A 12,341-nucleotide genomic window follows, 5' to 3' on the forward strand; every position below is an offset into this window, starting at 1 on the left:
CTGGACCGAGCAGGAGATGTTCGTCAAGACCGATCCCCTGGGCAACGCGGTGGACCGGCGCCACCCGTGGAACCAGCACACCAACCCGCACCCGCAGAAGCGGGACATGGACGGCGGCAAGTACAGCTGGGTGATGTCGCCGCGCTGGTTCGACGGCAAGGACCACCTGGCGCTGGACACCGGCGGCGGCCCGCTGGCCCGATTGTGGTCGACCGCGCTGGCCGGCCTGGTCGACATCGGCTACGTCAAGGCGACCGGCAACAGCGTCAAGATCAACCTGCCCAAGACCGCGCTCAAGGGCCCGGTCGAGTTCGAGTGGAAGGTGCCCAAATACGGCAGCAACACCATCGAGCGGGACCGGGCGCGCACCTACTTCCAGGCCTACGCGGCGGCGTGCGCGCTGTACTTCGCCGAGAAGGCGTTGACCGAGATCCGCGCCGGCCGCACCAAGACGTGGGAGCGCTTCGAGGTGCCCGACGAAGCCATCGGATGCGGGTTCACCGAGGCGGTGCGCGGCGTGCTCAGCCACCACCTGGTGATCCGGGACGGCAAGATCGCCAACTACCACCCCTACCCGCCCACCCCGTGGAACGCCAACCCGCGCGACAGCTACGGCACGCCCGGGCCGTACGAGGACGCGGTGCAGGGTCAACCGATCTTCGAGGAGAACAGCCGGGAGAACTTCAAGGGCATCGACGTCATGCGCACGGTGCGCAGCTTCGATCCGTGCCTGCCCTGTGGCGTGCACATGTATCTGGGCAAGGGCAAGACGCTGGAGAGACTGCACACGCCAACTCAGTCACCCGTCGGGGAGTGAGGAGATGGTGGATCGCCCGGAAACCCTTGACGACAGTGCGGCGCGTTGGCGCACGGCGGGCGATCGGATCCAGACCCTGCTGGATTCCTGCGCGGCGGGTGGGCCGGCTGCGCAGGAACGCGCGAGGGAGTTGGTCCGGGAAGTGGCCGGGCTCTACGGGGCCGGGCTGGAACGGATCATGCTGCTGGCCCAAGAGGGCCCTCGGGACGGACCAGGCCCCGGCCTGGCCGAGCGGCTGGCCACCGACGACCTGGTGGCCAGCCTGCTCCTGGTCCACGGCCTGCACCCCCACGACGTGCACCGCAGGGTGGCCGACGCGCTCGACCGGGTGCGGCCGTACCTGGGCTCGCACGGCGGTGACGTCGACCTGATCGGAGTCGACGGCGATACCGTGCGCCTCGCATTCACCGGCAGCTGCAAGAGCTGTCCGTCATCGGCGGTGACGCTGGAATTGGCGGTCCAGGACGCGGTGCGCGCCGCCGCGCCCGAGGTCTCGTCGATCGAGGTGCTGACCGCCGAATCCGCGCCCGGCCCGGCCGTGATACCCGCCGAATCGCTGCTGGCCCATCTGCATTCGACCGGCTCGACCTGGTACCCGGTACCCGAACTGGCCGAGCTGCAGCCAGGCGAGGTAGCGGGATTCCTGGTGTCGGACACCCCGCTGTTGGTGTGCAGGGTCGGCGACCTGCCGCTGGCCTACCGCGACCACTGTCCGGTGTGTGACGGCTCGTTGGCGGGTGCACGACTGCGCGAGACGCTGTTGGGCTGCCCGCGCTGCGGCACACAGTTCGACGTCGTGCATGCGGGCGCCGGCCCCAATGGAGCTCACCTCGAGCCGCTCCCCCTGCTGCGTCGCGATGGGGTGCCATCGGTAGCGCTGGCCGAACCGATGGGCGCCCCGGCATGACGACCCCGTACGAGGTCCTGACTCGCATCCGCAGCAACCGCGCGGCCCCCGAACCGGCCGGGGAGCGCTGTGAGATGTGCTCGGAATCGATCGCCGACGCACACCAGCACGTGGTGAACGTGGCCGACCGCCAGCTCATGTGCGTATGCCGCGCCTGCTATCTGCTGTTCACCGACTCCCGGGCGGAACTCCGCTACCGCGCGGTGCCCGACCGGTATCTGTCATTCCCGGGCTTCGCGCTGGATCGCCGCGCCTGGGAGGCGCTGCAGATCCCGGTGGGTGTCGCCTTCTTCTTCAGGAACTCCGCACTCGGGCGCACCGTCGCCTTCTATCCCGGACCGGCCGGCGCTTGCGAATCCGAACTCGCGCTGGATGTTTGGGACACGCTCAGCGGCGCCGACGCCCGGGTGCGCCTGCTGGCCGACGACGTCGAGGCGCTGTTGGTCCGGGTCCCCGAATCCGGCGCGCCGCAAAGTTATCTCGTCCCCATCGACGCCTGCTACGAATTCGTCGGGCGGCTGCGCATGCTGTGGCGTGGGTTCGACGGAGGGCAGGAGGCGCGCGAGTTCATCGACGGCTTCTTCTCCCACCTCGAAGCGCGCGCTGTGAGAACACCGCCATGATGGACGTCGACTTCTCGGTCCTGGACGTGGCGCCGGAGCCGTACACCGTCAGCCCGGTGCTGACGGCGCGGGTCGCCGTGGACACCGGTGGTGGCGCGGTCGACCCGGTGCACGCGATCGCCCTGCGCTGCCAGGTCCGCATCGAGCCGCTGCGGCGCTCGTACTCCGACGCCGAAGCCGACGGGTTGCTGGACCTGTTCGGGCCGCGCGAACGGTGGGCGAGCACCCAGCGCACCTTCCTCTGGCAGCACTGCACCGCGATGGTGCAGGGTTTCGCCGGCAACACGACGGTGGCGCTGCCGTTGGATTGCACCTACGATTTCGAAGTTGCCGCCGCCAAATATCTGCATGCGCTGCGCGACGGTGCGCTACCGCTCCAATTCCTCTTCAGCGGAACGATTTTCGTCAAATCCGAACGCGGATTTTCCGTCCAGCAAGTTCCGTGGGACTGTGAATGCCGCTACGACATGCCGGTCACGGTGTGGCGGCAGCTGATGGCCCAGCACTACCCTAACGCCGGCTGGCTGCGGCTGAGCCACGAAACCATCACCGCCCTGGCCACCTACAAGTCGGCGCACGGGCTGCTCGACCTCGACCACGCGATCACCTCACTGCTGGACGCGGACCGGGAGACGGCGCAATGACGGCCGACTGGGACCGGGCCCGCGCCGTCGCCGACGCGGTGCTTTACGAGGGCTATCTGCTCTACCCGTACCGCGGCACCTCGACCAAGAACCAATCACGCTGGCAGTTCGGCGTTCTGGGCCCGCCGGGGGCCGCGCAGGCCGGACTGGGCGAGGACGACACCCTGGCAGCACATTTTCTGGTCGACGGCGCCGGGGAGCTGACCCTGATGGTGCGGTTCCTGCAGTTGCAGCACCGCCGGGCCGAGCGCGAAGTCTCCCCCGGGGAATACGAGCCCGTCGACGAGCTCGCCACCCCGGGCGGGTCGTGGCTGACCTGGGACGAAGCGGTCGAATGCGAAAGGTCCTTCGGCCCTGTCGCCCTCGACGGCGGGCCATGGACACTGTCGGTGACGGCGGACGCGGGCACCGACATCGAATTTCTCGATGGCGGGCGCCTGGTGCGGCAACGACGGGAGGTACGTGGCGTGCTCACGGTCGCCAGCGAGGCGGACGGCGACCTGTGCCGGGTGTCGGTGCGGGTCAGCAACATCGGCGACGGTGCAGCGGACAAGAACGACGCGATCGCGCGGTCCATGATCGGAACACACGTCATCGCCGAACTCGCAGGCGGGCAGTTCGTTTCGCTGCTCGAGCCGCCGCCCGCGGCCGTCGATGCGGCATCCCGGTGCAGCCAGCACCGCTGCTTTCCGGTGCTGGCCGGCCCGCCCGGCGGCCGCGACCTGCTGTTGATCTCGCCGATCATCCTCTACGACCACCCGGAGGTCGCCGAGCAGAGCGATACCGCCCTGTATGACTGCACCGAGATCGACGAGATCCTGACCCTGCGCGTGATGACCATGACGGACGAGGAGAAGGCGCAGGCCCGGGCCACCGATCCACGGGCGGCGCGGATCATCGACCAATGTGACGCCATGTCTCCCGACGCGATGGCTCGCCTGCACGGCGTGCTGCGTGATCCGCACGCGATCTCGGGGCTGGTCCCGGAGATCCCTGACGGGGTCGATTGGTGGGATCCGCTGGCCGATAACGCCGTACGCCCGGAAATCGATGCGGTGCTGGTGAACGGGGTCCGCGTAGCGCGCGGCAGCCGGGTCCGGTTGCGGCCGAGGCGCAACGCCGACGCGCAGGACATTTTCGTCGCGGGCAAGACCGCCCGCGTCACCTCGGTGCACGAGGACGTCGACGGCACCAAGCACGTCGCGGTCGTCGTCGAGGACGACCCGGCCGCCGACCTGCATGACTGGTACGGCCGCTACCTGTACTTCTCCCCCGACGAAATCGAGCCTCTGGAAGCTCAACGCAGCCCGGCAAACTCGTGAAAGGAGTCCGAGATGGAGATCCTGGGTTGGATATTCATCGCGATCATCGCGTTGGTGGTGGCGATCGGAGTGGTGCTTGGGGTGACATCCCTGCCCGATGCCCGCCGCTACCTGAAACTGAGGCGGATGTAACCGGCTGCTGAAATGACAGCGCGCATCCTGGTAGCGGGCATCGGCAACATCTTCCTGGGTGACGACGGATTCGGATCAGAGGTGATCCGCACCGCCGAGATCCCGCAGGACGGTGCGAGCGTCCGCGTCACCGACTACGGCATCCGCGGGATGCACCTCGCCTACGACCTGCTCGAGGACTGGGACACCCTGGTGCTCGTCGACGCGGTCCCCAGCCGCGGCAATCCCGGCACGTTGCACGTCTTCCAGGCCGATCATGAAGCAGATTCCACCGCAATGGGTTTCGACGGCCACAGCATGGATCCGGCCGCGGTGTTCGCCAGCCTGCGGGCGCTGGGCGGCGATCCGCCCTACACGGTCGTCGTCGGGTGCGAGGCCGGCAGCGTCGAGGAGGGCATCGGCCTCACCGAGCCGGTGGCCCAGGCGGTTCCGCGGGCCGCGCGGGCCGTCGAGGAGATTGTCGCGGCGTTGCGGGCGCACTCGGCCGCAACCAGCCGAGAAAGCACTGAGCCATGTGTTTAGGGATCCCCGGCCAAGTGATCCGGATGCTGGACGGCTTCGAAGGGCAGCTGGCCCTGGTCGACGTCACCGGCGAACAGCGCAGGGTCAACGTCGGCATGCTGCCGGAGGAGACGTTCGCGCCCGGCGACTGGATAATCATCCACATGGGCTTCGCCGTCGAGAAGACGGACCGCGCGGGCGCCGAACAGGCGCTGGCGGGTCTGGAGCTGATGGGCCGGGGCCGCACGGACTTTCCGGAGGTCGGCTGAGATGACCTCGTCCCCCCTGCTGCTGCGGCACCGCGACGTTCGGCAGCGCTTCACCGTGACCGGTGTCGTGCAGGGGGTGGGCTTCCGGCCCTTCGTCCATCGCATCGCGACCGAACTCGGCCTGTCCGGCTTCGTCGGCAACGATTCGGGCGCGGTGTTCCTCGAGGTGCAGGGCGAGCCCGCACGCCTGGCTGAATTCGGCCGCCGCCTCCGTGCCGAGGCGCCACCGCTGGCCCGGATCAGCGACGTCACGGTGAGCGAGCTCGCCGCCGACGCCGGCGCCGGCCGCGGGTTCCGGATCGTGGCCAGCCGGGACGTCCCCGGCGAGGCGACGCCGATTCCGCCCGACATCGCCACGTGCGGCGACTGCGTCGCCGAACTCTTCGACCACCGTGACCGGCGCTACCGCCACCCCTTCATCACCTGCACCAACTGCGGGCCGCGGTTCACCATCGTTCGCGAGCTGCCCTACGACCGCCCGGCCACCACCATGTCCGGGTTCACCATGTGTGCGCGCTGCGCCGCCGAATACCACGACCCGGCGGACCGCCGCTTCCACGCGCAGCCGATCGCCTGCCCCGAATGCGGGCCGTCCCTGTCGTTCCGGTCGGCGGGCGGACGCGTCGACGGGTCGGACGCGGCGCTGGCGGCCGCCCAACGCGCGCTGGCCGCCGGTGCGGTGGTGGCCATCAAGGGCGTCGGCGGCTACCACTTGGCCTGCGCCGTCAGCGATGAGGCGGCGGTCACCGCGCTGCGGGCGCGAAAGGCGCGCGGCGCCAAGCCGTTTGCCATGCTGATCCGTGATCTGGAGATCGCTCGCCGCTACGCCCGCGTCGACGACGACGAGGCCGCCGTGCTGCAGGGTCCCGCCCGTCCGATCGTGCTGTTGAGGCGCCGATCCCCGAACGACATCGCGCCGATCGCCGACGCCGTGGCTCCGGGCAGCCCGCTGCTGGGACTGATGCTGCCGTACTCCCCCATCCATCACCTGCTGCTGGCGCGCGTGCCCGGCGCCGCCGACCCGGCCCCCGCCGCGCTGGTGCTCACCAGCGCCAACCGATCCGACGAACCCATCTGTTTCACCGATGACGATGCCAGACAACGACTTCCGGCACTCTGTGATGCGGTCCTCGACCACGACCGCCCGATCCACGTGCCGTGCGACGACTCGGTGGTGCGGGTGTTGAAGGACGAGGGCGTCGGGTGCGAACTGCCGATCCGGCGGTCCCGCGGGTATGCACCGCTGCCGGTCGACTTGAATGTCGAGGGCCCGGCGGTGCTGGCCGTCGGCGGGGAATTGAAGAACACCTTCTGCCTCACCGACGGCTCGCGCGCCTACCTGTCCGGGCACATCGGCGACATGGGCACCTGGGAGACGCTGCGCGCGTTCGAGCGGGCGGTGCACCAACTCAGCGAGATACGTGGTGAGCCGGCGCGTTTGGCCGCCGACCTGCATCCCGGGTATCACACCCGAAGCTGGGCGGAGCGCCGGGCGGACGGTCGACCGCTGGACCTCGTCCAGCACCACCACGCGCACGTGGTGTCGCTGCTGGCCGAGCACGGGCGCATCGGCGAACCCGTCGTCGGGGTCTCCTTCGACGGCACGGGTTACGGGTGCGACCAGACCATCTGGGGCGGGGAGATTCTCCAGCTCGGCCGCGACAGCCAGCGATTCGTCCGGGCCGGCCACCTCTCGGCGGTACCACTGCCCGGCGGTGATGCGGGCGTCCGCAACCCGTGGCGGATGGCGCTGTCGCAGTTGTGGTCGGCAGGCATCGACTGGACACCCGACCTGGCCCCCGTCGTGGCCGCGACGCCGGACGAATTGCGCCTGACCCGTTCGCAATTGGAGACGCGAACCGGATGTGTGCCCTGTTCGAGCATGGGCCGCCTGTTCGACGCGGTCGCCTCGCTGCTGGGCGTGCGGCACCGCATCGACTACGAAGGCCAGGCCGCCATCGAGCTGGAGGCGCTGGCGGAATCGGCGGGTACCCAGACCAGGCCGTCGCTGCCGCTCGCGGTCGGCGCCGACGGGGTGATAGACCCCGCCCCCATGGTGCAGACGTTGGTGTCGGCGCTGTACAGCGGCACGCGACCCGCGCTGCTGGCCGCTGCTTTTCACGACGCCGTCGCGGACGCCGTCGTCAAGGTGGTCGGTCAGGTGGCCGGCGCCACCCGGTTGGTCGGCCTCACCGGTGGGGTATTCCAGAACGTGTTGTTGCGGAGAGCGTGTCGTCAGCGGTTGCAGCTGGCGGGATTCGAGGTGCTGACCCACCACATCGTTCCGCCCAACGACGGCGGGCTCGCCCTCGGGCAGGCCGTGATCGCCATGCTGACGGCGCGGGAGGAGGGCTGACAAATGACCACCACAGCCATCGATCGCGGGCTGGGCGCCGAATTGGCCGACGACCTCGCCGCCACCGCCTTCACGCTCGCCAAGCGCTTCGCGGCGGGCGCCACCATGTGGTCCATCGCGCCGTCGTGGGAGCCGCACGCGCTGCACATCGCGGTCGAGTTCGTGCACCCGGTGATCATGGGCAAACGGGCGCTGCCCGCGGTGGCGCTGACCGGACCCGACCTGGTGGACCTGGTGCGAGTGTCCGTGCGGCCGGGCGACATCGTGGTCGCGGTTTCGGGAGCCGACGACGCGCAGGTCCGCTCGGTGATGCGGCGCTCGCCGGCGTGGGGCGCCACCACGATCTGGATCGGCAGCGGCGAACGCCCCGGCGCGGGCATGGCCGACCACGTGCTGTGGCTCGACGACCCCGATCCGCGGGTGCCCGCGACGGGTGGCTTTGTGCTGTTCTATCACCTGCTGTGGGAACTGACCCACGTGTGCTTCGAGCACCCCGGCCTGCTCAAACCCGAGTGCGCCGAATCGGTTTGCGTCACCTGCAGCGACGAGGGGCGTCCCGGCGAGGCGGTGACGGCGTCGGTCGACGGGCACGCCACGGTGCGCACCGCGCGCGGCATCGAGAACGTGCTGACCACCCTGATCGACCCCGTCGCCGCCGGGGACTTGATGCTGGTGCACGCCGGCATGGCGATCGCCCGCATAGAGGAGGAGGGCATACATGAGTGACGAGCCCACCAACTTCCTGTATCCGTTCATCGACGCTCAGGAAGACGATCCCGCCTCGCTGCTGGCTGACCTGGCCGCGTCGGCGCAGGCGAAGGCGGCCGAAAGTCTGGCGCTGCGGCGCTCGACGCTGGACGCGAACGCCGCGGTGCTCGATCGGGCCGCCACCGAGATCGCGCGCCGTTTCGCGGCGGGCGGGCGCATGTTCACCTTCGGAAACGGCGGCAGCTGCACCGATTCCACCACCCTGGCGAGGCTGTTCGCCCGGCCGCCGGTCGGCATGCCGTTGCCCGCGTGGCCCTTGACCACCGATCAGGCGATCCTCACCGCGCTGGGCAACGACGTCGGATTCGAGTTGGTGTTCGCCCGGCAGTTGATCGCCCGCGCCAGGGCCGGTGACATCGCGATCGCCATGTCGACCAGCGGCGGTTCGCCCAACCTGCTCGCCGCGCTGGCCGAGGCGCGTCAACGTGGCCTGTACACCATCGGATTCGCCGGCTACGACGGCGGCGCGTTCGCGAACAATCCGAATGTGGATGCCTGCTTCGTCGTTCGTTCGCAGAGCGTGCACCGGATCCAGGAATCGCAAGCGCTGCTGGGCTATCAGCTGTGGCTGAGCGTGCACCAACAGTTGGGCGGCAAGCAAGGCATGGGGGCGGCATGAACAAGTCGGCGGGTGAATACCTTTCGTCGGGGCCACGATTCGCCGAGGGCGAGGTGATTGAGCGCATCGAGTCCTTCCGCAGGCGCCGGCCCCGGTTGCTCGACGACCACGTGACGCTGGCGCACGGCGCTGGCGGCAAGGCGTCGGCGGCGCTGGTGGACGCGGTGTTCGTGGAGGCGTTCCGCAACCCGCTGCTGGAGTCACTCGGTGACAGCGCGGTCCTGACGCTGCCGAGCGGTGAACGCCTTGCGATGTCGACGGATTCGTTTGTGGTGCAGCCCAGGCGCTTCCCGGGCGGCTCCATCGGCGCCCTCGCCGTGCACGGCACGTGCAACGACCTCGCGATGGCCGGTGCCGTGCCGTCGTGGATCTCGGCGGCGTTCGTCCTCGAAGAGGGTTTCCCCATCACCGAATTGAAGGAGATCGTCGCCGACATGGCGGCGGCGGCGGCGAAGGCGGGGGTGCAAATCGTCACCGGTGACACCAAGGTGGTGCCCAAGGGCGCCGCCGACGGCCTGTTCGTGACCACCGCGGGGGCCGGTGTCATTCCCGCGGGACGCACGCTGTCCGCGGCGTCGGTGCGGCCCGGTGACAAGCTGCTGCTGTCGGGCTCGATGGGCGACCACGGCATGGCGGTCATGCTGGCGCGGGGCGACCTGGCCATCGAGGCCGACATCGGTTCCGACACCGCGTCGGTCAGCCCGCTGGTGGAGCTGTTGATGGCGGCCGCGCCGTCCACCCGCTGGCTGCGTGATGCGACGAGGGGCGGGGTGGGCACGGTCTGCAACGAACTGGCCCAGGCCTGTGGCCTCGGGGTGCTGCTCGAAGAGGAACGACTTCCGGTGGCGCCCATGGTGAACGGCGCCTGCGAGCTGCTCGGCATCGACCCGCTCTACGTCGCCAACGAGGGCAAGTTCGTCGCGGTCGTCGCGCCGGAGGAGGCGGCGGCCGGGCTCGAGGCCCTGAGGTCGCATCCCTTGGGCGCCGACGCGGCCGAGGTCGGGGAAATCGTCACCGAACCGGCCGAAAGCGTGGTGCTGCGAACCGGATTCGGCGGAACACGGATCGTCGACATGCTCGTCGGCGACCCCCTGCCGAGGATTTGCTGAAGGAGCTGACCATGTGTTTGGGAATTCCGGGGCGGATCGTCGAGATCACCGATCCCGGTGACTATTTGGCGAAGGTCGACGTCAGCGGCGTGCAGCGCACCATCAGTGTGCGGCTGCTCTCCGACGACATGCCCGAACCCGACGACTGGGTCCTGGTCCACGTCGGGTTCGCGATGGCCAAGATCGACGAGACCGAGGCGTTGCTCACGCTGGCCGCCGTCAAGAAGCTCGGCGACGCCTACGACACCGAAATCCAAGCCTTCGACTCCTCATCGATCGTCTGAGAAAGGACCGTCATGAAATTCGTTGACGAGTTCCGTGATCCGGCCGCGGCCCGCAAACTGCTGGGCGCCATCGAGCGCTTGGCCGGTGCCGACGGCGAGCAGTTCAAGTTCATGGAAGTGTGTGGCGGACACACGCATACGATCTACCGGCACGGCATCGAGCACCTGCTGCCCGAGAACGTCGAGCTGGTGCACGGCCCCGGCTGCCCGGTCTGCGTGATCCCGATGGGCCGCATCGACGATGCCATGTGGCTGGCCGGCCAACCCGACGTGATCTTCACCTGCTTCGGCGACATGATGCGCGTGCCCGGATCGCACGGCAGCCTGCTGGACGCCAAGGCGCGCGGCGCCGACGTGCGGTTCGTCTACTCCCCGCTGGACGCGCTCAAGATCGCGCTCGACAATCCCGACAAGCACGTGGTGTTCTTCGCCATCGGTTTCGAAACCACCGCACCGTCGACGGCCGTCACCCTGGTCCGGGCGCGCGACCTGAAACTGAGCAATTTCAGCGTGTTCTGCAACCACGTGATGATCGTCCCGCCGATCAAGGCCATCCTCGAGTCGCCGGACCTGCGCCTGTCGGGGTTCATCGGCCCCGGGCACGTGTCCACGGTGGTCGGCAACCGACCCTACCGGTTCGTGCCGGAGGTGTACCGAAAGCCGTTGGTGGTGGCCGGGTTTGAACCTCTGGACATTCTGGCCGCGGTCGCGATGCTGTTGACTCAGATCCGCGAGGGCCGCTGCGAAGTGGAGAATCAGTACACGCGCGTGGTGCCCGAGCGGGGCAATCCCGCCGCTTTGGCGTTGATGGGCAAGGTTTTTGCGCTGCGGCCCCACTTCGAGTGGCGCGGGCTGGGCTTCATCTCACAAAGCGCGCTGCGGTTGCACGACGACTTTTCGGGATTCGATGCCGAACTGCGGTTCGCGATGCCGGGCGTGCGGGTCGCCGATCCCAAGGCGTGCCAGTGCGGCGAGGTGCTCAAGGGGGTGCTCAAGCCCTGGGAGTGCAAGGTTTTCGGCACGGCGTGCACCCCGGAGACCCCGATCGGCACCTGCATGGTGTCGCCCGAGGGCGCGTGCGCGGCCTACTACAACTTCGGGCGCATGCATCGGGACGCGGTCAAGCTGGTGGGGCGCGCTTGACCGGTGACACCGACGGCCCAGAAATGTTCGCGCGCTACGCGTACGCGCCCAACGCGCTGGGCTATTGCGGTCCCCCGCTGGGAGCCACCCTGCGCGACGGTTCGGTCGACGAGGTGCGCCGGGCCGCGACGAAGTTCTCCGGGGCGTGGCCGTACCTGCGGGTGCTGTCGAGCCTGACCGGGATCGCCGACCCGCTGGATTACCGGCTCGTCGAGTCGTACTGGCTGGGCGGCGGCGTCGGCGCCGACCTGGACCCCCGGGACTTCTTCACCGCGTTGCTGGCGATCATCGGCCCGCAGGCGGGCCGCTACTGGTCCCACCTGACGCCGGACCTGGCCGGTGAGGCCGCCGCCAACCACTGTTTTCACGTGTTCGGCGTGTACCCGTGGACGCGGTTCCTGGGCCGGGGTATGGACGAACATCCCCTGAACGTGCTCGACAACTGCCGCATTACCTGGGGAACCGTGCTTTCCCGCGACCGCGATCGCATCGAGGTGCTGCGCCGAACTCTGGTGCTCGACGGCGACGGGATGGCCCTGTCCGAACCGTCGTCCGCTGTGTTCGACGTCTGGGTCGACGGGTACAGCGCGGTGCCGGATGTCGGTGCGGGCGACGAGGTCGCGCTGCACTGGGGGCGGCTGTGTGGCCGTCTGTCACCGCGGCAGGTCCGCGCCCTCGCCGACGCAACCGATCGCCAGCTGCGGGTGACGAGCGAGCGACTGGCGCGCGTCGCGGCGATCACGAGCGCGGCCATGCCGGGCGAAGTGGGTCGCCGCCGTTAGGGTCGGCGGCGATCACGAGCGCGGCCATACCGGGCGAAGTGGGTCGCCGCCATTGGGGACCTGCT

Annotated in this window: 14 protein-coding genes; all 14 read left to right on the forward strand. The window is 69.2% G+C overall.

The window, feature by feature from the left end; translation table 11 throughout:
• Window positions 1-817: nickel-dependent hydrogenase large subunit (locus A5709_RS12095; RefSeq protein ID WP_197520126.1), on the forward strand; the 817-nt coding region annotated here is incomplete at its 5' end.
• 4 nt (window positions 818-821) lie between these two features.
• Complete coding sequence (locus A5709_RS12100; protein WP_068120056.1) at window positions 822-1,724, forward strand: NifU family protein; 903 nt, start codon at window positions 822-824, stop codon at window positions 1,722-1,724.
• Complete coding sequence (locus A5709_RS12105) at window positions 1,721-2,347, forward strand: DUF5947 family protein (protein WP_068120058.1); 627 nt, start codon at window positions 1,721-1,723, stop codon at window positions 2,345-2,347. Before A5709_RS12100 ends, A5709_RS12105 begins: the two co-directional genes overlap by 4 nt.
• A complete protein-coding gene (locus A5709_RS12110; RefSeq protein WP_068008835.1) occupies window positions 2,344-2,991 on the forward strand; it encodes a DUF6084 family protein in 648 nt (215 codons plus the stop codon). Before A5709_RS12105 ends, A5709_RS12110 begins: the two co-directional genes overlap by 4 nt.
• On the forward strand, window positions 2,988-4,313 hold the full coding sequence (locus A5709_RS12115) for a hypothetical protein (protein WP_068120060.1): 1,326 nt from the start codon (window positions 2,988-2,990) through the stop codon (window positions 4,311-4,313). The genes A5709_RS12110 and A5709_RS12115 overlap by 4 nt, the downstream gene beginning before the upstream one ends.
• Before the next feature lie 144 nt (window positions 4,314-4,457).
• Window positions 4,458-4,967: a hydrogenase maturation protease gene (locus A5709_RS12120; RefSeq protein WP_067943131.1), complete on the forward strand. Its 510-nt coding sequence runs from the start codon at window positions 4,458-4,460 to the stop codon at window positions 4,965-4,967.
• Window positions 4,958-5,215 carry a HypC/HybG/HupF family hydrogenase formation chaperone gene (locus A5709_RS12125; protein ID WP_067943133.1) on the forward strand — a complete coding sequence of 86 codons (258 nt, stop codon included), beginning with the start codon at window positions 4,958-4,960 and terminating at the stop codon, window positions 5,213-5,215. The genes A5709_RS12120 and A5709_RS12125 overlap by 10 nt, the downstream gene beginning before the upstream one ends.
• Before the next feature lies 1 nt (window position 5,216).
• Window positions 5,217-7,571 (forward strand): carbamoyltransferase HypF, encoded by a 2,355-nt coding sequence (gene hypF / locus A5709_RS12130; protein ID WP_068120062.1) that lies wholly within the window; start codon window positions 5,217-5,219, stop codon window positions 7,569-7,571.
• A gap of 3 nt (window positions 7,572-7,574) precedes the next feature.
• Entirely contained in the window at window positions 7,575-8,297 is a 723-nt protein-coding gene (locus tag A5709_RS12135; RefSeq protein WP_067943137.1) for a HypC/HybG/HupF family hydrogenase formation chaperone, read from the forward strand.
• Entirely contained in the window at window positions 8,290-8,958 is a 669-nt protein-coding gene (locus tag A5709_RS12140) for an SIS domain-containing protein (protein WP_067943139.1), read from the forward strand. The genes A5709_RS12135 and A5709_RS12140 overlap by 8 nt, the downstream gene beginning before the upstream one ends.
• Window positions 8,955-10,067, forward strand: a complete 1,113-nt coding sequence (gene hypE / locus A5709_RS12145; RefSeq protein WP_068008843.1) for a hydrogenase expression/formation protein HypE — start codon at window positions 8,955-8,957, stop codon at window positions 10,065-10,067. Before A5709_RS12140 ends, hypE begins: the two co-directional genes overlap by 4 nt.
• 11 nt (window positions 10,068-10,078) lie before the next feature.
• A complete protein-coding gene (locus A5709_RS12150; protein ID WP_067943180.1) occupies window positions 10,079-10,351 on the forward strand; it encodes a HypC/HybG/HupF family hydrogenase formation chaperone in 273 nt (90 codons plus the stop codon).
• Between the two features lie 12 nt (window positions 10,352-10,363).
• The gene (gene hypD, locus A5709_RS12155; RefSeq protein ID WP_067943143.1) at window positions 10,364-11,494 is read left to right on the forward strand and encodes a hydrogenase formation protein HypD; all 1,131 of its coding nucleotides are present in this window, start codon (window positions 10,364-10,366) and stop codon (window positions 11,492-11,494) included.
• Window positions 11,491-12,276 carry a DUF6390 family protein gene (locus tag A5709_RS12160; protein WP_255403419.1) on the forward strand — a complete coding sequence of 262 codons (786 nt, stop codon included), beginning with the start codon at window positions 11,491-11,493 and terminating at the stop codon, window positions 12,274-12,276. The genes hypD and A5709_RS12160 overlap by 4 nt, the downstream gene beginning before the upstream one ends.
• The last annotated feature ends 65 nt before the right edge of the window (window positions 12,277-12,341 follow it).

Source organism: Mycobacterium sp. E1386 (genome assembly GCF_001672745.1).
GTDB lineage: Bacteria > Actinomycetota > Actinomycetes > Mycobacteriales > Mycobacteriaceae > Mycobacterium.